Here is a 20,583-nt window from a genome sequence, read left to right as displayed (position 1 = left end):
GTCAAGGGTCTGACGCCCACAGTGGATACTTTTTTCCAAGAGTGGTATAATTCGGTACGGAAACATCCCGATCCGCGAAAACCCAGACATCACTGCCAACAATGACCAACTCCTCCTTTCTTTACGGCATCCACGACCCTGGCGGCGAACCGCATATGCTGGATCGGGGCGTGCCAGGTTGGGTATTGATCACCGTCGCCATCGGTCACAATCCGGGTGAACAATCCCCGGGCGACGACACACGTTTTTGGGGCAATTATAACCAGTTGAGCGATCGGGGTCTGGGAGTCATTGTTCGCCTGAACAATGGTTACGCTCCCTCGGGTACCCTGCCCCACGAACGGGACTACGATGGCTTTGCCCAGCGTTGCGCCAATTTCGTGCGCAATTCCCAGGGCGCCAACATCTGGATAATCGGCAACGAACCCAATCATCCCATTGAATGGCCCGGCGCAGACTGGGACTGGAACGCCGTGCCTCCCAGGCCCAAAAACGAGCACACCGCAGGGGAAAAGATCACGCCGCAGCGCTACGCAGCCTGCTACCGCAAGGCACGAGCGTCTATCCGCAGCGTCAGCGGGCACGAGCAGGATCAGGTGCTGGTCGCTGGGGCAGCGCCCTGGAATACCCTGACCACCTACGCCGGCAACGAGAGCGGGGACTGGGTTCAATACTTCTCGGAGATACTCCAGTTGGTGTCTACCACCGGCTGCGACGGGATATCCCTGCACGCCTATACCCATGGCATCCATCCCAGCCTGATCACATCGGACGCCAGGGTGGGTGATGCCCGCTACAACAGCTATCATTGGCACTTCCGCTGCTACCGGGATTTCATGCGAGTCATCCCCGACCGCCTCCGGCGCGTGCCCGTTTATATCACTGAAACCGACCAGGGAGACGATCCCTGGCACAATGAGAACAGCGGCTGGGTGCGGGAAGCCTATAAAGAGATCGATCGCTGGAACCAGGCAGGCAACCAGCAGATCCGCTCCTTGATCCTTTATCGCTGGCCCAGGGTAGGAAATGACCGCTGGTGGATCGAAGGCAAACAGGGCGTGATTGAGGATTGGCAGCAAGCCCTGGAACACCGGTACCAGTGGCAGGAGTCACCAGGCCTGGATCTGGCCGAACTGCGGCGTCAGGTCGAAGAGCTCGCCGCGGCAGTTGCAGTCCTTGAGCCAGCGGTTCTGGACTTCCGCGATCTGGCCCTCCAGGCTTCCGAATTGGAACGCGAGGTCATTGCCCTTACCGACCAGGCAAGTGAAGCGACGTCGTTGCGCCAGGAGGTCTCCCGGCTGACCAGGGAGGTGTCCCGGCTGGAGACCACGGTCCAGACCCTGGTGGCAGGAGACGTTCCCCGGCCTGCAATGACCGACCTGCGCGCCAGTCTGGCCACCCATCCCACAGCCCAGTATCCGACACGACCCCTGGACGACATCCGGCAAATCATCATCCACCACACGGCAACCCGCAGCAACATCCCGCCGGAACAGGTGGCTCAATTCCAGGTCAGCCAGGGTTTTGCCGGCATCAAGTACCATTACCAGATCAATGGCGACGGCACCATCGTCTGGACTCAATCGCTGGACACCGTTACCGAGCAGACAGCCAATGGCGAGCTTAATCGGCTGGGCATCGCCGTGGCCCTTGCCGGAAACTTCAATAATAGGACCCCCTCCACCCAACAGATGGACAGCGCCGCTCAACTGCTGGCGTGGCTCCTGGCCGGTTTTCGCCTGACAAGCGACGCGATCGTCGGGCGAAGCGAAGTCGATAGTTCCGATCCCTCCGGATCGCCCGGCAGGCAGTGGCTGGAAGGGGACCGCTTCGGGGAACAACTGCTATCCCAGGTAGAGACCATTCTTGCCGGGGCAGAACAGGAGCTGGTCGCCCGGCTGCAGGCCCGTATTAGCCAACTGGAATCGTTGATCGTCGAACTGCAGGCGCAGGCAGGTCAGGTCGAACCATTGCAGCAGGAGGTGCAAGCGCTCCGGTTACAGGTTGACCAACAGCAGGCACAGATCTCGCAGTTGGCAGGCGAGAAGGATGCGCTGTCAGCGGAGAACGCCCGGCTCTGGACGACCATTCAGAATATGCAGGGGGGCGCGATCGCTCAGCCCTCCACGGTGGATCTGGTGGATGCTTTGCCCAGGCACCCGTCGCTGCCACCCTATGAACGGCGCACCCATCCCATTTCCCGGGTGGTCATCCATCACACCGACACGCCACTCAACTTCACCGTCGAACAGATTGCCCATTATCACGTGTACGGCCAGCGTTGGGACCAAAATGGAAATCTCGTGAAAGCCCAGTGGCCCGGCATCGGTTATCACTACGTGATCACGCCCGACGGCACGATCCACCAGTCGCAGCGACCGGAGACCCGCTCCTATCATGCCGGCAACGCCAACAACGATAGCGTGGGTGTGAGCCTGATTGGACGATTCCTGCGACGAAATTGGGGCGGCACCCCCATTCCAGTGGAATTGCAGCTCCCTACCGCCGAGCAAATGGGCAGTGCCAGCCATCTTGCCGCCTGGTTGATGCAGGAAAACAATATCACCGCCATCGATCGCATTGTCGGGCACAAGGAGGTTTCCGATACCACCTGCCCCGGAGACCAGTGGCTGCGGGGCGCGACCTGGAAGCAGATTTTGCACGCCCAGATCCAGGCCGTGACCCAGGGTGTTTCCAGATATATCGAGTACACGCTGCTCTTCTGGGACCATGGCCTCTCCTGGGCGGAGGCCGATTGGCGTGGCGCTCAGAACTACATTGCCCACTTCCGACCCACCGTGAGCTTCAGCACAGCCCATGCCTTCTCCGCCAGACACGTCGTGATTATCGGGGGCGACGCGGGTGTCAGTGGCGACGATGAAGCCCGTTTGCGCGCGGCAGGTGTTGATGTCCATCGTCTGGCCGGCGCCGACGAGGCCGAAACTACGGCCATGCTCGATGCCCTGGTCGAGGCCAATACGCCGTGGCCCGGCGCGCCGCCTGATCGCTCGCGACTGGAATCGCTCTTGACTTCCGTTTTGCCACCGCCGAGAGTCCCCGAGGATGGAGAGCCTGATCGCTGGACCGTGCCCGACGACTACCAGCCAGGTCAACAGGAACTGGAGGACGCCAGGAGTCCTGTGCCGCCACACCGAATCAAGGTCGAGTCCCTCTACCCACCAGGTTTCGCCGGTCAAGGCTAATCGCTTGAGGCAATCATGAACAAGTTAGGTTTCTACATCGAAAACAGCACCATCCCCCACTTGCGTGATGCCATTCGTCAGGTCAAACCCCCGACGATTCTCATCCACGCCGGTGATAGAGGCTTGCTGCGCGACATTCGACGGGAATACTCGCCCAATTCATTTATCATCGCCCGGATGTTTGTCGAGCAAGGGGTTCAACGGGCCTGGTTGGACAGTTCCGATCCTGCCGGACGGGGAAGGGCCTTTGCCGAACGGATCATCTATTACGACTTTGGTCTGGCCTCGGAGGAAGGAGCCAACGGACGTCTTCTGATCGACGCATGGATGGGACTCAACGAGCCATTGCGCGGTCCGGCATCCTTCCCCAATGACGAGGTGAATGACGACTTCCGGCGACGTGCCGCTGCTCTGGACAGCTTTCAGGTCGCCTTCCTGGAACGCCTGCGCCAGCAAGGGCTGGAAGGCGTGGCCTTCAACTTTGCCGCGGGCAACTATGTCCGTCCACGCCATTACCTGGACTGGTTTCCGGCGTCCCTGGAAAGCTACACCTTCCTGGGTTTCCATGAATATGGATGGCCCACGCTCATGGAAAACGAGTCGCTTGGCACTGCAACGGCAGCCCTCTTCTACCGCCGTTGCATGACCGGCATTCGAGACCTGTTCGGCGATCAACATGAGGCGATCATTACCGAGGCAGGCCTGGCGCGCATGTATCGCCATCCCCTCGACTCCGCGGGCGATGTAGGTTGGCTTTACCCGGGAGAAACCATCTCCGAAGCCCGGTACTGGGAATCATTGCGCTGGTATAACGATCGTATGGTCGAGGATGCCTATGTCCGGGGCGCCTGCCTCTACCAGGTAGGACATGCGGGCCGCTGGGCAACCTTCAGGCACCTGGGGCAGGATAATCAGAGGAAGCCCATCCTGTTGATCTCGAAGATCGCCACGCTGAACGAGCCGTCGGCACCGCTGCCTCCTGAACCCACCGCGCCATCCCCGACCGAACCCGGCCTGGCTGCCCTCCAGCAACAGTTGGCCGATATGATAGCCATCCTGATGCAGGCCGATCAGCTGCTCGCCGATTACGTGGCCCAACTGGATCGCATTGAAACCATGCTGGACGGCATGACACCTGTGGCAACTCAGGCAGCAAGCCTGCCAGGCGACCTGGAAGCGCTTCTGGAGAGGATTCAGGAAGTCAAGCGGGAACTGGCCGGCCTCCAGGCGGTCGGCAGCGTACGCCCCAGCCTGCTGGAGGAATTGCGCCAGCAGACGGACGACCTGGAAAGCCAGATTCGCTCGTTGCAACCGGGCGCCGATAAGGCCGCAACCCTGGATGATCAGGTCTCCGATGCCCGGCAAGTCTTACGGCCCCTGGCTGAACATGCCGGCGCAGCCCGGTCCTTGCGCTCAGATGTGAACGCACTGTTGATTGAGGCCCGGCGCCTGCAGGAGATCGCCGGCCTGCCACCTGCCAGTCTGGCCCAACCGCCGCTCAATGACGTGCGCCTTTCACTGGGTCCTGTTGCTTCGCCATCTGGCCGGCCTCGAGCTGAACCAGAGGCCTATCCCCTGCGGGAGTTGCAGGACATCAGTCAGATCATCGTTCACCACACCATGACCAAGAGGGATGCCTCGCCAGAAACCATCGATGGCCTGCACCGAAAGCGAGGGTTACCCGGGATCGCCTATCATTTCCTGGTCAACGAGGATGGCACCACCCACTGGACCCAGCCACTTGAGGCAGTTGTGCCCCAATCCAGGAACCGGGAGGCCAACCAAAAAGGGGTTGCCGTTGCCCTGGCTGGTAACTTCTCGCGGTCCTGCCCGGGCGACGCCCAGTTAATGGGCGCTGCTCAGGTGATCGCCTGGCTGTTGAACGAACTTGGATTGAACAGGAGCGATGTCGTTGGCCGGACCGAGGTTGATCCTTCTGTGATTTCGCCAGGCTCCCAATGGCTGCAGGGCGTCTGTTTCAAAGAAGTTCTCCTGGAGATCGTCGATGACATCCTCGCTATTTCCCGTTAGCGCGACGGTTAGCGTTCGCTATCGTGACCTGGACCCGCTGGGCCATGTCAACAACGCCGTCTACGCCAGTTACCTGGAGTGGGCGCGGGTGGCCTACCGCTTGAAGCTGGCAGAAATCGAGGGACGTGAAGTCCCCCGCGAATTGGCCGCAACCGACATCGAATACGTGATTGCCCAGCTCACCATCAATTACAGATCTCCTGCCTTCCTGGGTGAACAGCTGGATATCGGAATCAAGGTCAGTTCGATCGGGCGCACCAGCTTCGTCTACGAATATTCCATCACTGAACGGGACTCGGGCCGTCTGGTGGCAACCGCACGCAGCGTTCAGGTCATGGTAGACAACGAAACAGGTGACAAAAAACCTGTTCCGGATGAATTCCTGAACGCGATAGAAACGCTGGAGGATAGGCCAGTCCCCCGGCATTGAGAGGAGAGATGATCCTAATGCCAGCAGAGATCCGCACAACCCAGGTTGGCCCCTGGGGAATGAACACCTACGTGATCGTCGATCCAGCGGCCGGCCGCAGCGCTATCGTCGATCCAGGCGCAGACGCCGAGACTATTCTGGCCCTGACCGCAGATACCACCGTCGACAAGATCCTTCTCACCCATGCCCATCCCGACCATTGGGGCGCACTTGCCGAGGTCAAAGAAGCAACAAAGGTGCCCGTCTACCTTCATCCAGCCGAAACCGCGGCCTACGATGTACCCTTCGACGTGCCCCTGGCTGGCGGCCAGATCATCGAGTTGGGCGAACTGCAGCTGCAAACGGTGCATACGCCAGGCCATACTCCGGGCATGATCTGTTTCAAGATCGATCATCGAATCATCGTCGGGGACACACTCTTCGTGGGCGGTCCGGGGAAAACCTGGTCACCCGAAGAATTCGTTACCACTTTGCGCACCCTGCAGGAGATTGTTTTCGTCTGGCCCGACGAGACCGAGTTCTATCCCGGACACGGGTCATCGGGCACCATCGGACAGGAACGTCCTGCCTTTGAAGCCTTCGTGGCCCGCGGCTGGCCCGCTGATCTCTACGGCGACGTGACCTGGGAATAAGGGCCAGTGCGACTATTTTCCCTGGATTTGACAAAAAGAAATGCGAAATTCTACCAACTTCGTAAGCGTCCATACTGAAAGCAATGCGAATCGATCTTATACTGTTGTTGGGTTGAGATGAAGTGTATAGTGGGTTTCAGAGAGTTGTGGATGGTTAGTGGGTGTGTGAGTTGAAGCCGCTTCTTCGGAAGCGGCTTCAACGCGTTTCGTACCTGAACGCTTGTTTTCCTGCCCGGCGAAAGAAAGGCATTGCCATGTCCCGGAAATATCCCAGTCATCCCCTGGTAGGAGTTGCAGCCGTTGTGTTGCGCGATAGACAGGTGCTTTTGATCCTGCGGGGTAAGGAACCGGCCAAAGGCCTTTGGGGACTGCCCGGCGGGCTGTTGGAACTGGGGGAAACCCTGGCGCAGGGTGCCCGCCGCGAGATCCAGGAAGAATGCAATATCATCGTCGAACCGGGGCCGGTCGTGGGTGTGTTCGAGCCTATGGACCAGGATGGCGATGGGCGCTGGCGCTATCATTTCGTCGTGGTTGACCTGCTGGCCCGTTATGTGAGCGGCGATTTGCAGGCCGGCGACGATGCGGCTGACGCCCGCTGGGTTGCGCTCGAAGCCATGGACGAATTGCCGATGACCGCCGAGACCCAGGACATTATCTGGAAAGCGGTCGGGATGTCGCCCTCGTCATGACTTCCCAGGTATAGACGATTCGCACGATTCGCTCAGTCAACCTCGCTACAGTATACTGTTTTCCCAACAACCCTGCATTCTGGCGAGGTGACCCAATGACCGTCAATACCCAATCCATTGCGATTCGCACCGGTGGCAACGCCGATATGATCGACATTACCCGCCAGGTGGCCGAGGCCGTTCGGCAATCGGGCCTGCAAGCGGGCACCGTAACAGTGTTTTGCCCCAGCGCTACCAGCGGGCTGACCACCATCGAATACGAGTCAGGGGCCCTGTCCGACCTGGGGCGGCTCTTCGATGAGATCGCCTCACCCGACCAGCCCTACCAACACAATCTGCGCTGGGACGACGGCAACGGTCATAGCCACGTGCGAGCAGCGCTGCTTGGCCCTTCACTGACCGTTCCCTTCGTCGACACACATCTGACCCTCGGTACCTGGCAGCAGATCCTCTACATTGATTTCGATAATCGTGCGCGTAGCCGCGAGTTGGTTGTGCAGATTATGGGGGAGTGAATGGATTCCTCACCCATTGAACTTTTCGGCAGATCATCTTCTGAACCGCTTTCTCTGCGGGAAGTCACTGCGCGGCTCCACCCTGAAGACAATGTGGCCATCGCCAAGCGAAGCCTTCAGGCCGGTCTGGTTCTGCAGACGACCTCCGGCAGGAAGTTGGCCGTGCAGCAACTGGTGCCGGCAGGACATAAGATCGCTCTTCGCGAAATCGGGGCTGGAGATGCGGTCCGCCGCTATGGCCAGACCATCGGGTTCGCCAGGGAGCCAATCTCGCCGGGCCAACACGTCCACAGCCACAACGTGGGGCTAAAGGACTTTTCGAGAGACTATGCCTTTTGTCAGGACGCTCGTCCTACCGCTTACATCCCGGAAGCGGACCGGCGCAGCTTTATGGGCTTCCAGCGGGCGAGCGGGCGGGTCGGCACGAGAAACACCATCGCCGTCATCGGCAGCGTGAACTGTTCGGCCCATGGTTGCCATGAAATCACCCGCCATTTCACCGCCGAGCGGCTGGCGTCCTATCCCAACGTCGACGAGGTCATCGCCCTGACCCATGACGAGGGTTGTGGCGGTGTGCATAGCGGCACCCGGGACTATGCCATGCTACAACGTACCCTGGCTGGCATGGCGCGACACCCCAACGTGGGTGCCACCGTTCTGGTGGGCTTGGGCTGTGAGATCAACCAACTGAACGATCTCATCGAGCGCCAGCAACTGGACGATGAAACCGCTGTGGCGCCAGAACTTGTGAGCCTGGTGATTCAGGACCTGGGTGGCATCGGACCCACCGTGCAGGCCGGCATTGCCGCAATCGATGATCTGCTGCCAGCGGTCAACGCCGTCCAGCGCTCTTCCCAGCCGGTTTCTGAGCTGACCATTGCCCTGGAATGCGGGGGCAGCGACAGTTGGTCAGGCATTACAGCCAATCCCCTGGTGGGGCTGGTCTCGGACGCGTTGATCCGGCAGGGTGGCACAGTCGTGTTGGCGGAAACCCCTGAGGTTTACGGTGTAGAACATTTGCTGACGCGGCGGGCCATCAGCCCGGAAGTTGGCCAGAAACTGCTGGACAAGATCGACTGGTGGCAAGCCTATCTGAGGGATCGGGGCGTCGAGTTCGACAACAATCCTGGACCGGGCAATAAGGCGGGGGGATTGAGCAACATCGTCGAAAAATCATTGGGCGCCATCGTCAAGAGCGGCAGCACCAATCTGGTCGATGTCTACGACTACGCCGAACAGATCGAGCGCCGGGGGTTCGTGTTTATGGACACGCCCGGCTACGATCCCGTGTCGGTCACCGGCATGGTGGCTGGCGGGTGCAACCTGGTGTTGTTCACCACCGGGCGTGGCTCTGTGTTCGGGTTCAAGCCTGCGCCATCGATCAAGATAAGCACCAATTCACCCACCTTTGAGCGCATGCCGGGCGACATGGACTTCGACGCCGGGCGGGTGCTGGAGAAAGATGGCAGCCTGGAAACGCTGGCCGCCGAACTCTTCGACCTTATCGTTGATGTGGCCTCGGGAGCGCCTTCCCGGAGCGAGGCGCAAAACGTGGGCACCCTGGAATTCGTCCCCTGGCGTAGCGGCCCGATTGTCTAGACTTTTCACGAGTTTCACCGCTGTCGTCTATGGACCACTGACCGCCGACATCGAGCGATCGCCCACGAGGCAGCGGCCGACCAGGTTTTTTCTACCCCCATCAAAGCCCGCTACCGGGAAACCATCCAACGCCAACGCGAGGGAAGATTCCCCGCTATTCGTATTTTCGTAGCCCCATTCATCGATGGCCCGTTGCGGAGAGTCGGTCTGGAATGCCCGCATAGTATGATCTACAGTCGGGTCGGACGGTTTACCCCTTGTCAGGAAAGTGGGATGGCACAATTTATGAACAGCTCGAAACCCATATCATTTCCTCCGAGTCGCCGCTCAATGCGCCTCGCAGGAAATCGCCGTAAATTGCCTCCACTTCATAACCGGCCAGGCTCAACAGGTGCTGCATCTCAAACGGAAAAACACAGTGCAATCGAACTGGCCCGCTTTCCCTCCGGTTAACGACCTGTCCCTGTTCATCGATCTCCTGCCAGACCGTCTCGGCAATCGCCGTCTGGCTCGCTGGCTCGTAGGACCAGGCCCGCAAAGTCTGAACTTGCCGGCCTGTTTGCGGATTCTGGAACTGCTCCGCCTCCTGGAAAACGCCTCCCTTGTCCTTGACAAGACCGCCGAGCCAGTCTACGTTTTGGTGATCCAGATGAACGACGAGAATCCCGTCATCGGTGAGATGCCGCCCGATCGATTCAAGACAGGCCAGTTGGTCCTGGGGCGTCACCAGGTTCTGAAAGGCGTGCCCGGGAATGATGACCAGGCCAAAGGTCTGGTCGAGATCAAAGGCTCTCATGTCCCCCTCCACCCAGCGGATCGCTGGCAAAGCCCGGCTCTTTTCCCGGGCAATCGCCAGCATCGCCGGGGACCGATCCAGGCCAACGATGTTGACACCATCATCAGCCAGCCGTAAAGCGATACGACCCGTCCCGCAGGCAACCTCCAACACCGCTCTGCCCTGCGCGCGGGCTGCCGCAGCCAATTCCCGATAGAAATCGACTTCGCCAGGCCAATCTGCGACGGAGAGATCATAGGTTTGAGCGTAAAAGCGGGCGATCTCCTCAGAATCATTGCTGCTCATGGTCTTGGTGCTCCTCCAGCCGTAAACGATCGATGGATGTTCACGCTGCGCGTGCCACAGCGATCAGATGGGTTCCCATATCGAGCGTACCTTCCTCTGCACATGCTTCAAGTTCCGTGCGCAGGAGCTCTGTCCATTTCTCTTCATCGGCCCTGATCTCCTCCAAAAGACTCTCCCAACCCAATGACAGACAATTGGAAGCCGACAATGCCAGCAGGGAAAGGCCTGCCTGCAGCAGCCAGTCACGCAGTTCACCAGAACGGTAAAGATGCATGTAGTTGCCCCGCCCCGGCACCGTGGCCGGCGAGATATCGCCTACCAACACCGTTGCCCCCAGACCGGCCAGCATCATCGTGAAACGACCCGCGCCGGCGCCCACCTCCAGCACACGTGCATCCTCTGGCAGGAACTCCTTCAGATAGTGCGTGTGGATAAACAGACTCACCTCGTCGACCGGAGTCTGGGTGAGCCGGTCCCATTCGCCGATGCCAAACTCATCGAAGTTTCGGGTGATCTCCTCGGCGTCGTAAAACGATTCTTTCATCATGACTCTCCACTCTGCTGGACTTCTGGCCAGGTAGGGGACGAGTTTCCCAGCCCCTACCTGGCATTATACAGGTGGAAGAATGATCGGACAATCGCTGCATCCAGTCCAAAACCGCCGACCGGTGTCAACTTCCTTCGTGCCCTTCGTGCCCTTCGTGCTTCGCATCCTTCGCGTCCCTTCGCGCCTTCGTGGTCCAAACCGCCCCGCGTCCCTTCGCGCCTTCGTGGTCCAAACGCCCCGACCGCTGACCGCCGACCGGTGTCAACTTCCTTCGTGCCCTTCGTGCTTCGTATCCTTCGCGTCCCTTCGCGCCTTCGTGGTCCAAACCGCCCCGCGTCCCTTCGCGCCTTCGTGGTCCAAACGCACCGACCGCTGACCGCCGACCGCTGTCAACTTCCTTCGTGCTCCGTATCCTTCGCGTCCCTTCGCGCCTTCGTGGTCCAAACCGCCCCGCGTCCCTTCGCGCCTTCGTGGTCCAAACCGCGGTCTTCTGTCCGCCGTCTTCTGAAAGCCGTGCCCCTCCAACTTCTTGCCTTTATTACCCGGTGAGACTACAATCAACCCCACGCCCCTGAAATTGGCGGGCAACTAGATGCCATTCCGCCAGGATCACGTTCAGGGACATCTTAACAACAGTCACCCCTATCCGGAAGAATCGGCATGGCTCAAGGATATCTATGAGTTCTCTCCCGTGGCGACGCTGCAATACGAATAACCCCGGCCACCGCCGCAGGAAATCACGGTTCCCTGCACTCAACCAGTCGATACTGGCTGTGCTCAGTATCCTTCTAAGTGTTGGACTACCCGGCAGCGCACTGGCAACGCCGGCCAGGCTCTCCCTGCCAGCTTCGAACGACTCCCCGGAAGTCGTGTATGCAGCGGGAGAGGTATTGGTCACCTGGCACGAGGCCACGCAACTGCGAGACCTTGAACCCCTGTTCCACCAGGCGAATTGGACCGTCGAACACACGATTGAGCCGATACGCACAGCGGTACTGCTCGTGCCGCCAGGCCAGGAATCGAACGCTATCAAGATCCTCCAGGCGGATGCCCGGATAGACGCGGCCGAACTCAATTATCAGGCCACCGCTGCCCCGGCCCAACCCCCCACCCCCGCGGGCGATCCGGCGACTCGTAAAGTACAGCCAGGCGTCGAAGAGATGCCGGCCCAGGAACCACGGATGCGAATCTCTGACGCTTCAGGGATAAGCACACCCGGCATCCAACCCAATGACACCTATTGGCTTGAGCAATGGGGACATCGTCGCGCCTTCGCGCCCCAGGCATGGGAAATCACTACCGGCGAGAGTTATATCGTCGTATCGGTGGTCGACTCAGGTATTGATCTGGATCATCCGGAGTTTGGCGGGCGATTGTTGTCGGGCTATGATTTTGTCGACGACGATTCTGAGCCGCAGGACACCTTTGGACATGGCACCCACGTCTCTGGAATCATTGCCGCTACAGGTAACAATGACGTGGGCATTGCCGGCATGGCCTGGAACATCAGGATCCGGCCTTTCCGTGTGCTGGATTCCGTTGGCGTCGGTTACGCCGACGATGTGGCGGACGCTATTGTCAGCGCCGCCAACCATGGCGATCCTGTTATCAATCTCAGTCTGACCTTCGATAACGACTCAACCGCGGTGCGAACAGCCGTAACATTTGCTGCCAGCAAGGGAACGGTTCTGGTCGGATCCACCGGAAACACCAGCCAGCCCGGTCAACCACCTGCTCCCGTAAAAACACCAGCATCCTATCCCGAGGTCGTCGCCGTTTCGGCGACAACCCACTGGGACAACTGGGCTCCCTACGCCAACGGTGGCCCGGAGGTTGAGTTGGCCGCACCGGGTGGCACCCATGACGACCCCATTTTCAGCACTGGTCTCGGGGGTGGATACGCCCTGCAGTATGGCACCTCTTTTTCCGCTCCCCACGTGTCTGGACTGTTCGCCTTGATGCGCTCCCTGCGCGCAGACCTGAGCCCAAATTCCCTGTTGGGCATTCTGCGCAACACGGCTGACAAAGTCGACACCTATCCCTATCTGAACGGTCGCAACGATCGTCTGGGCTATGGTCGTATCAACGCAGCCAAGGCGCTGCGCCAGGTGCTGCCACCTCAGCTCACCTTTTCTCCGGCAAGCCCCGAGTTGCTGGCGGCGCCCGGGCAACTGCCCCCCCCTGTCGATATCACCATCCATAATCCCAGCAACCAGCCCCTCTCCTGGCAGGTGATCGAAACGACTCCCGCATGGCTTACCGCCGACGAGCCAACCCATGGCACGTTGAGCCATCCGGCTTCCGCAATCCTGCGTCTTCGGCTCCTTTATGTGCCGGGGCTGGGGTTGAATCTGGGCCAGGTACGCGTGCGTGTCACAGAGATTGGTGGACAGCAGACCACCTATGTCTTGACCGTCAGGGTGAGGGTTGTGGAGACCCTCTTCCACAGTTTTTTGCCCTCCCTGGAAGTTGGCAACCAGACAACCGGCTGGATCGACACGTCGGCCGGTATTCCCCTGAGCCTGAGCAGTGACGGCGCCGTTCTTGTTTCGCTGCCATTCGGCTATCCCTACTTCGGGCTGGAATACGACCATGTCTGGATACATGCCAACGGCTTTCTGAGCTTTGGGGACAGCTATGCGGGTAGCCAATACAGCCAGAACCACTGCGTGCCCGCTATCGAGACACCCAATGGCGCCATCTATGCGCTCTGGGACGATCTCGATCCATCCCAGGATGGACAGGTCCTCTATCGCCAGGTAAACGACAGGACGGTTGTGGTCGAATGGCATGATGTGCCGCCGCAGGCAGGCGCTGGATTCAACACCTTCCAGGTGATCCTTTCGCCCGACGGCAAGGCGGTCATCAACTACGGCGCCATCGATAACATCCTGAGCAGCACCGTAGGGCTTGAGAACTGGGACGCGACGATGGGATGGCAGACCGCCTGCAACGGCCTTGGCGATCTGCCCGCTGAAGGACGGTCGGTTACCTTCCGGACAGCGTTGAATTGATCGTTAAAGGAGACTACCATGAACGGTAGCAGCGCCACCAATGAGCGAGAACGATTGCTGACATTGCTCGCCGCCGAAAGGGCCAACCTGTTCGCCTTGACCACCTGCGTCAACGAAGAAGCTCTCACGGACAAACCGATTTTCGACGATTGGGATGTGCAGGATGTGCTCGCTCATATCGCAGCGTGGGACGAACTCTTCGCCGAGCGGTTGACTCTGATCGCGCAGGGCCGCGAGCAAGAGATCGTTGGCATTACTCCCGAGGATATGGACCAGCTTAACGCGGCCACCAAGGCCGAGCGCGGCAGTTGGTCCATGGAAAAAACGTTTGATGCCTGTATGGCTGCCAGGGTGGGCCTGCTTGACGCCCTTGAGCTCTTGGCCGACGAGGATCTGGTACGCCCCTTGCAGCTGCCCTGGGGCGAGGCAACCGTGGCTCAATGGATGGAGGGACAGGCTGGCCATGATCGCAGCCATGCCGACTTGATCGCAGCGTGGCGCCAAAACAGGGATCTGCCGGCCGCAACAACGGGCAAAGCGGTTTACCTGGCACAACTGCAGGCAGAACGCGCCGATTTGCTGGCCCAGTTGGTCCATCTCGACGAGTTTACCCTCTGCGAAGAGCTGGTCACCCATCAGCAGACCATCAAGGAGTTGCTGGGCCATGTTGCATTCTGGGATCGCTGGGTACTGGAAACGGTACGGGCGATCCAGGCTGGCCAAGACCCTGACCTTTCCCTGCTTCAGGACGTTGCCGCCGTCAACCCGAAAGTGGCCGCTGCCAGCCGGGCGATGAGTCTGAACGCTGTCCTGGCAGATCTGACGGAAGCCCGCGCCAGCCTGATGGCCTGGTTGTCGGTTCTGCCAGACGATGCCTTTTTTGCAACACGCATGGCCGGTGATCAGGACATTTCATTCCCCGGCCTGATCCGTTTTCAATGGCAGCATGACGCCGAACACGCCGGGCACATCGCCGCCTGGCGGGAAACTGCGCAGCCGCCGCGCCAACCTGGACCAAAGGTGGTCCTTGTGGCGGCCCTTCAAGCCGCTCGGCAAGGCTTATTGACCACCGCATCTCTGCTGCCGGTCGACCTGCGCACCACCTACCCGGTGACCGATCAATGGACCCTCAAGGATCTGCTGGGACATGTTGCCGACTGGGAATGGTGGGTCGTGGATGCAGTCAGCCAGATCGCAGCCGGGGAGCCGCCGAAGGTCGAAGCGTTCACAAGCATCCAGGCCTGGAACGATACGCACGCAGCCCTTCGTGTGGATCACACCTGGGAAAGGGCTTATGGGGATCTCAAAAAGGGACGGATGGCGCTCGACAGCGTCCTCGAAACCATGAGCCAGGATCAGTTGGAACAACGCTTTCCGGCCTCCTGGACTGAGCGGGAAATCCCGGCCTACCTCTGGCTATCGGTGGTACTTCTGGATCACGATTTGGAACATACCCACGACCTGCTGGCCTCGGCGCTGAAACAATAGGGCTCGATCGTCACCGCAATGAACGCTCTATCACAATGGCAGCCATGGCTCGTCGATAGTCGGCGCTGCCCCGGAAATCGGACAATACCCCTTTTTCTGTCACAGCAGTTTCAAGGGCCTCTTTCCAATCCTCTTTTTTGTTGAGATCAATCACCAGCGGCTGATAGCTCAGCCCACCCAGGGCAATCCGATAGGTTTTGCCATCCCCTACAGCTACCGCTGCTATTATGGCGCTGTCCGAAGGCGTCCTGGCAATGCGCGCGGCGCCTCCCCGTAACGTCTCACCACCCAGCGGAATTCGAATCTCCGTGATCAATCCCTTGCCAATTGCGGCAGCTGGATTCGCGACAAGATCGGTCAACGACTGCACGCGAACCATGCCATCATTCACTTCGACACGAGCATCCAGGGCCAACAGGGCCAGCAACAGCTCAGACTCACTTGCGCCCTGCACGATGCACCCTCCAACGGTAGCGGCGTTTCGCAGGTTGACAGGCCCCTCGCGCCCGGCACCCTCCGCCAGCACACCATCGGCTACTGTCCGGCAATCGGCGTGCTCGAACAGATCTGTCAGGGTGGTCGTTGCGCCAATCGTCAGCCATTCACCATCTGGATCGCTGCGACGCTCGATGCCGTTGAGGCCGAGATCCGCCAGATCGACCACGGCGTCCACCTGATTGTCGACTGACCAGGGCAGGTCCCCGCGCAATCGGGGCACCAATCTGGTGCCACCAGCCAGCGGCACGGTGACACAATCCGATCGCTGCAGCAATGCAAGGGCCTCCTCCAAACTGGATGGCCGGTAGTATTCCTTAACTCGTGGCATATTGATTCTCCGTTGTCTTGGATGAAGGCGATTCTGTCACATCGGTAACCAACAGAAATCGGGGATCGCGATAGAGTTTGTTCACCTGGCTCGAAAATACCAAAGAACCGGTCATCACCTCGCGCGTCGGACCATCGAGCACGATCTCTCCATCAGCCATGAGAATGACCCGATCGGCGCACGTGGCGGCCAGTTCGACATCATGGGTTGCCAACAGGATCGCTCGCCCCTCCTGTTTCATATCCAGCAGAATATTGCTCAACACTTCCTTCTGTTGATAATCCAGGCCGCGGGTTGGTTCATCCAGCAGCAGTACCTGGGGATCAGCCACGAGAATCGCTGCCAGAGCCACCCGCTGTCGCTGTCCCGTGCTGAGATCGCGCGGATATCGTTGGGCCAGGGCCAGCAATCCCAGCCGGGCCAAAAGCCGCCTGTCAGCAGCCGGGTCGGGCGGCAATCCGTGTCCCTGCCGGGTAAAGGCCAATTCCTCCATGACTGTATCGCGGAATAATAAAGCGCCTGGATCCTGAGGCACGTAACCCACCACCGAAACAAGCTCGTCGGTGGCGTTCTGGCGGGTGTTCATGAGCGACTCGCCGCTCACCGAACGATCGAGGAAAAGGGACACCTGGCCGTGGGAGGGCTTCAGAAGACCGATCAATTGCTTGAGCAGCGTCGTCTTCCCCGAACCGTTGCGACCCATCAAAGCGACGATCTCGCCCCGCCCAAGGCTCAGATCGATGCCCTTCAACACCATGCCTCCACTATCGTACCCAAAGAAGACATCCTCCACCCGGGCGGCCACCGAAGCACTGCTCGACGGCTGTGAAACCCCGTTGGACAGGCTTGCCAACTCAGCCTCCACGCTACGAGTCAGCGAGCGCTGGCTCCGCGGCACAAACCGCCTCGCCTCTTTGACAGTCAATGGCAGTGGCTGCCATGCCCTGGCCTTTCCCAGCCTGACCAGGGGTGGCGCCAGCGGCACTTGCGCCATCACCGCCCTCGGCTCATCCAGAATGGCGGGGCCACCGTTTCCGGGCAAGTAAAGCACCTTATCCACGAACTGAACCACCCGTTCCAAGCGATGCTCGGCAAGGATGACAGTCAAGCCCAGGTCCTCGTTGAGGCGCCGGAGGGCAACCAGAACTTCCTCGGCCGATTGGGGATCGAGCTGGGAAGTAGGCTCGTCCAGCACCAATACCTCGGGATGCAGAGCCAAAACCGCCGCGATGGCAACCCGTTGTTTCTCCCCTCCCGATAGCGTGCTCAAATAACGATCCCTCAACGGGGCGATGGTCAGTTGGTCCAGGACCTCTTCGACCCGCTTGCGCATCAGGGCCGGAGGCAGAGCCAGGTTCTCCATGCCGAAAGCCAGTTCATCCTCCACCCGGTCGGTGACAAACTGGGTTTCGGGATTCTGGAATACCATACCGACCAGCCTGCTCATTCCCTGCGGGCTCTCGACCACAGGATCCAGGCCGGCCACCCGGATTCGACCGGTGAGCGTACCACCGCTGAAATGGGGAACGAGGCCATTGAGGGCACGCAGAAGAGTCGACTTACCGGCGCCGGACGGCCCGACCACCAGCACCATATCCCCTTCCTCGATGGCCAGAGACACGTCGTGCAGCACAGGGGAAACTGCGCTCTCTTCAGTGGCGCCGGGATAGCTATATGAGATCCGGTCGAAGGTAATCATGGCCTCGGACATGCCTGGCGGAATTTGGGCAGGTTGTTCACTCGCCTACCCTGCCTGCCTTCGAGTATAACACCTGTCAACAACAGCGTCAAAGGGGCTTGGTCGGTTGTAGCAATTCTGTTAAGAAACTTCGGTTATGTCATGCTGACGCAAAGCGTGCCGAAGCATCTCCAAGTTCCTTGCAGAAAGAAAAAAACATTAGCGCTGACCTGTCCTCAGCGGTGTCCCGAGCTTGTCGAGGGGCGTAGTCGAAGGGTTAACGCAGAGAAACGCTGATCAGACATCAGAGAAGATCGGCGATGATCTGCGCCGGAGGTCTGCGTAAATCTGTGTTCCTCTGGCTTTTCCAGGTTAGGGAAAGGCGATTCATCAGTTGTACTTGCGCAAGATCAACCCGGCTGACCCAAAAATGGGGACTTCGTACAGCCTCGACTCCCCTCCATATTGAGAATTGCCGGGTTGGTTGAGGGAAGGATCACTGGCGACTCGGGCATCGTTGTGATAGAATGAAAAACCGCAGTTGAGGCAGATCAAATTTGACAAATCAGCGGGAATCTGCGTAATCAGCGGTTGATCCCCGCCAACTTCGATTGACATGAACCGTAGCCAACTGATCGAGCGAAAACACCAGATCATTGCCGAGATTCGACAGACACGGCGGGAACTTGCCGCGGCCCACCAGCGTGACGACCACCGAAATGCAGGGCGAGCCCGCTATCTGGAAGGCCGGCTGGAAAGACTGATGGCCGAGGAATATCGCCTTCGGCTCGCCATCGACCGGAGTCGCTAGCATATCGCTGGCATTTGAGGAGAGATGAGTCACATGCGTGGTGGCTGGGGCAGCTACATGAGAGCTGATCCGGATATGGCGAAGCCCAAGGTTGACCGCAACCTGTTGCGCCGGGTGTTTGCCTATGCCCGGCCTTATTGGTGGCAGATACTCCTGGTGCTGGCGTGTATCCTCATAGTTTCGCTGCTGGGACTCGTTCCTCCTCTCATTATTCGGGATCTTATCGACGTTGTGCTTCCCAACGGCGATGTGGCTCGCCTCAACCTGTTGGCACTGGCGTTGGTCGCAATTCCGATTCTCTCGGGCCTGATCGGCGTGGTGCAGCGCTATTTCAGTGCCAGGGTAGGCGAAGGAATCATCTTCGACTTGCGCAACCAGATGTTCGAGCACCTGACGAACATGGCACTACGCTTTTTCACAGCAACCAAGTCTGGTGAGATCATCTCCCGTTTCAACAACGACGTCATCGGTGCCCAGAACGCCGTCACCGGCACGATTCCCAACGTGGTAACCAGTCTGGTGACGCTGGTCTCGACTCTGATAGTCATGATTTCCATCGATTGGCGTCTGACGCTCCTGTCGGTGATGATATTGCCCCTTTTCCTCCTGCCGGCAAAACGAGTCGCCCGTGTTCTTCGCGATGTTCGGCGGGAAGCGTTGGACTACCAATCGGACATGAGCAGCATTATTGCCGAGACCCTGGGGATCAACGGCGCCCTGTTGGTAAAGACCTTTGGCCGGCAAGATGAGGAGATAGAGCGATTCTCGCAAACCGGCGCCAACGTTCGCGATATCGGCATTCGGCGAGCTCTGGTCGGCCGGTGGTTTTTCATGGGATTGAGCATCGCAGCCGCCATCGGAACTGCCCTGGTTTATTGGGCTGGTGGCCGGATGGTAATTGCCGGCACGTTGACCATCGGTACCATCGTCGCCTTCGTCGCCTACCTGGGCCGGCTGTATGGGCCGATTTCCTCCCTTTCCAACGTTCAAGTGGAGTTCGCTACCTCCATGGTCAGTTTTGAGCGCGTCTTCGAATATCTGGATAAGCCTCTGGAGATCGTGGACAGACCCAATGCAATGGCGCTGAGCAACGTCGATGGCCAGATCAGGTTCGACAATGTATCCTTCAGCTATTTGACCGACGAAGAGTGGCAAGAGATGCAGGAAAAACAGGCAAGGGTCGAAGAGCAGACCTCAGAGCCAATACCCGGTCGCGACAGAGGCGGCGGGGCGTCTGACGAGAATGCCGCCAACGCCGATGAAGGTGTCGCTGAGTTGACGTCGCCCATCGTCCCCATTATCAAACGGCGCTGGGCCCTGAGCGATGTGTCAGCCGAGATACTGCCCGGTCAACTGGTAGCGCTGGTTGGGCGCAGCGGGGCTGGCAAGAGCACCATCACCTATCTGCTTCCCCGGCTCTACGATGTAACCGAGGGCAGGATTTCAATCGACGGCAATGATGTGCGCGACGTTACTCAGCAATCGTTGGCTGAACAGATTGGCATCGTTACCCAGGAAACCTACCTCTTCCATGATACGATTCGGCAGAACCTGCTTTACGGCCGGCCCAACGCCAGCCAGGAGGAGATGGAAGCAGCCGCCAGGGCTGCCAACATCCACGATTTCATCATAAGCCTGCCCATGGGATATGATACCATGGTCGGCGAACGGGGTTATCGGCTAAGCGGCGGTGAAAAGCAGCGGCTGGCCATCGCCCGGGTCATCCTCAAGGATCCACGTATCCTGATCCTGGACGAAGCCACGGCACACCTGGATTCCCACAACGAGGCCCTTATTCAGGCGGCATTGGAGCCCATGTTCCATGGACGCACCAGCCTGGTGATCGCTCATCGTCTTTCCACAATCCTGGCTGCAGACCAGATCCTGGTGATGAATGAAGGCGAATTGCTCGAATCTGGCACCCATGCCGAACTGCTGGCACAGGACGGGCTTTACGCCGACCTGTACGAGACACAATTCGGTCACCAGCGACTCCAGGACGATAATTAGTCCCAGGAAAGTTGTTGCGGATCGCGCCT

16 protein-coding genes are annotated in these 20,583 nt (G+C 59.3%); 12 read left to right on the top strand and 4 right to left on the bottom strand.

The window, feature by feature from the left end; genetic code table 11:
• Positions 1-101: 101 nt before the first annotated feature.
• From U9R25_02335 to U9R25_02305, 7 genes are all read left to right on the top strand, one after another.
• Positions 102-3,203, top strand: coding sequence for an N-acetylmuramoyl-L-alanine amidase (locus U9R25_02335; GenBank protein MEA3334717.1), 3,102 nt, complete (start codon positions 102-104; stop codon positions 3,201-3,203).
• A 15-nt stretch (positions 3,204-3,218) separates the two neighbouring features.
• Positions 3,219-5,234 carry an N-acetylmuramoyl-L-alanine amidase gene (locus U9R25_02330; protein ID MEA3334716.1) on the top strand — a complete coding sequence of 672 codons (2,016 nt, stop codon included), beginning with the start codon at positions 3,219-3,221 and terminating at the stop codon, positions 5,232-5,234.
• The gene (locus tag U9R25_02325; GenBank protein MEA3334715.1) at positions 5,209-5,664 is read left to right on the top strand and encodes a thioesterase family protein; all 456 of its coding nucleotides are present in this window, start codon (positions 5,209-5,211) and stop codon (positions 5,662-5,664) included. Before U9R25_02330 ends, U9R25_02325 begins: the two co-directional genes overlap by 26 nt.
• A gap of 17 nt (positions 5,665-5,681) precedes the next feature.
• A complete protein-coding gene (locus U9R25_02320) occupies positions 5,682-6,296 on the top strand; it encodes an MBL fold metallo-hydrolase (GenBank protein ID MEA3334714.1) in 615 nt (204 codons plus the stop codon).
• 254 nt (positions 6,297-6,550) lie between these two features.
• Complete coding sequence (locus tag U9R25_02315; GenBank protein ID MEA3334713.1) at positions 6,551-6,985, top strand: NUDIX domain-containing protein; 435 nt, start codon at positions 6,551-6,553, stop codon at positions 6,983-6,985.
• Positions 6,986-7,080: 95 nt separating this feature from the next.
• Positions 7,081-7,500, top strand: coding sequence for a secondary thiamine-phosphate synthase enzyme YjbQ (locus U9R25_02310; protein ID MEA3334712.1), 420 nt, complete (start codon positions 7,081-7,083; stop codon positions 7,498-7,500).
• Positions 7,501-9,099, top strand: a complete 1,599-nt coding sequence (locus tag U9R25_02305; protein ID MEA3334711.1) for an altronate dehydratase family protein — start codon at positions 7,501-7,503, stop codon at positions 9,097-9,099. It begins immediately after the preceding gene.
• 283 nt (positions 9,100-9,382) lie between these two features.
• Here the strand turns inward: U9R25_02305 and U9R25_02300 are convergent, their stop codons facing one another.
• Both U9R25_02300 and U9R25_02295 read right to left on the bottom strand, forming a co-directional pair.
• Complete coding sequence (locus tag U9R25_02300; protein MEA3334710.1) at positions 9,383-10,180, bottom strand: class I SAM-dependent methyltransferase; 798 nt, start codon at positions 10,178-10,180, stop codon at positions 9,383-9,385.
• 40 nt (positions 10,181-10,220) lie between these two features.
• On the bottom strand, positions 10,221-10,727 hold the full coding sequence (locus tag U9R25_02295; protein ID MEA3334709.1) for a hypothetical protein: 507 nt from the start codon (positions 10,725-10,727) through the stop codon (positions 10,221-10,223).
• A 592-nt stretch (positions 10,728-11,319) separates the two neighbouring features.
• Between U9R25_02295 and U9R25_02290 the strand changes: the two genes are divergently transcribed.
• From U9R25_02290 to U9R25_02280, 3 genes are read left to right on the top strand one after another with little or no spacing between them, the layout of a single operon-like run.
• Entirely contained in the window at positions 11,320-11,442 is a 123-nt protein-coding gene (locus tag U9R25_02290; protein MEA3334708.1) for a hypothetical protein, read from the top strand.
• A gap of 58 nt (positions 11,443-11,500) precedes the next feature.
• Positions 11,501-13,741, top strand: a complete 2,241-nt coding sequence (locus tag U9R25_02285; protein ID MEA3334707.1) for a S8 family serine peptidase — start codon at positions 11,501-11,503, stop codon at positions 13,739-13,741.
• A gap of 18 nt (positions 13,742-13,759) precedes the next feature.
• On the top strand, positions 13,760-15,229 hold the full coding sequence (locus tag U9R25_02280; GenBank protein MEA3334706.1) for a DinB family protein: 1,470 nt from the start codon (positions 13,760-13,762) through the stop codon (positions 15,227-15,229).
• A gap of 10 nt (positions 15,230-15,239) precedes the next feature.
• Here U9R25_02280 and U9R25_02275 read toward each other — a convergent pair whose 3' ends face one another.
• Complete coding sequence (locus U9R25_02275; GenBank protein ID MEA3334705.1) at positions 15,240-16,055, bottom strand: FAD binding domain-containing protein; 816 nt, start codon at positions 16,053-16,055, stop codon at positions 15,240-15,242.
• The gene (locus tag U9R25_02270) at positions 16,042-17,754 is read right to left on the bottom strand and encodes an ATP-binding cassette domain-containing protein (GenBank protein ID MEA3334704.1); all 1,713 of its coding nucleotides are present in this window, start codon (positions 17,752-17,754) and stop codon (positions 16,042-16,044) included. Before U9R25_02270 ends, U9R25_02275 begins: the two co-directional genes overlap by 14 nt.
• Positions 17,755-18,349: 595 nt before the next feature.
• On the opposite strand from U9R25_02270, the gene U9R25_02265 reads away from it, so the two are divergent.
• Together U9R25_02265 and U9R25_02260 are read left to right on the top strand one after the other, a co-directional pair.
• Entirely contained in the window at positions 18,350-18,544 is a 195-nt protein-coding gene (locus U9R25_02265; protein ID MEA3334703.1) for a hypothetical protein, read from the top strand.
• Between the two features lie 33 nt (positions 18,545-18,577).
• On the top strand, positions 18,578-20,554 hold the full coding sequence (locus tag U9R25_02260) for an ABC transporter ATP-binding protein (protein MEA3334702.1): 1,977 nt from the start codon (positions 18,578-18,580) through the stop codon (positions 20,552-20,554).
• The last annotated feature ends 29 nt before the right edge of the window (positions 20,555-20,583 follow it).

The sequence above is a fragment of the Chloroflexota bacterium genome, assembly GCA_034717495.1.
GTDB lineage: Bacteria > Chloroflexota > Anaerolineae > JAAEKA01 > JAAEKA01 > JAYELL01.
Note: the sequence above shows the minus strand (reverse complement) of the source record. Positions and strands in the feature narration are given on the sequence as shown.

Bases quoted from the DNA above. Each gene is read 5' to 3' on its own strand.
- U9R25_02265 (MEA3334703.1), top strand. From the start codon at position 18,350: ATGAACCGTAGCCAACTGATCGAGCGAAAACACCAGATCATTGCCGAG.
- U9R25_02275 (MEA3334705.1), bottom strand. From the start codon at position 16,055: ATGCCACGAGTTAAGGAATACTACCGGCCATCCAGTTTGGAGGAGGCC.
- U9R25_02270 (MEA3334704.1), bottom strand. From the start codon at position 17,754: ATGATTACCTTCGACCGGATCTCATATAGCTATCCCGGCGCCACTGAA.
- U9R25_02290 (MEA3334708.1), top strand. From the start codon at position 11,320: ATGCCATTCCGCCAGGATCACGTTCAGGGACATCTTAACAACAGTCAC.
- U9R25_02330 (MEA3334716.1), top strand. From the start codon at position 3,219: ATGAACAAGTTAGGTTTCTACATCGAAAACAGCACCATCCCCCACTTG.
- U9R25_02300 (MEA3334710.1), bottom strand. From the start codon at position 10,180: ATGAGCAGCAATGATTCTGAGGAGATCGCCCGCTTTTACGCTCAAACC.
- U9R25_02310 (MEA3334712.1), top strand. From the start codon at position 7,081: ATGACCGTCAATACCCAATCCATTGCGATTCGCACCGGTGGCAACGCC.
- U9R25_02325 (MEA3334715.1), top strand. From the start codon at position 5,209: ATGACATCCTCGCTATTTCCCGTTAGCGCGACGGTTAGCGTTCGCTAT.
- U9R25_02295 (MEA3334709.1), bottom strand. From the start codon at position 10,727: ATGATGAAAGAATCGTTTTACGACGCCGAGGAGATCACCCGAAACTTC.
- U9R25_02315 (MEA3334713.1), top strand. From the start codon at position 6,551: ATGTCCCGGAAATATCCCAGTCATCCCCTGGTAGGAGTTGCAGCCGTT.
- U9R25_02320 (MEA3334714.1), top strand. From the start codon at position 5,682: ATGCCAGCAGAGATCCGCACAACCCAGGTTGGCCCCTGGGGAATGAAC.
- U9R25_02260 (MEA3334702.1), top strand. From the start codon at position 18,578: ATGCGTGGTGGCTGGGGCAGCTACATGAGAGCTGATCCGGATATGGCG.
- U9R25_02280 (MEA3334706.1), top strand. From the start codon at position 13,760: ATGAACGGTAGCAGCGCCACCAATGAGCGAGAACGATTGCTGACATTG.
- U9R25_02335 (MEA3334717.1), top strand. From the start codon at position 102: ATGACCAACTCCTCCTTTCTTTACGGCATCCACGACCCTGGCGGCGAA.
- U9R25_02305 (MEA3334711.1), top strand. From the start codon at position 7,501: ATGGATTCCTCACCCATTGAACTTTTCGGCAGATCATCTTCTGAACCG.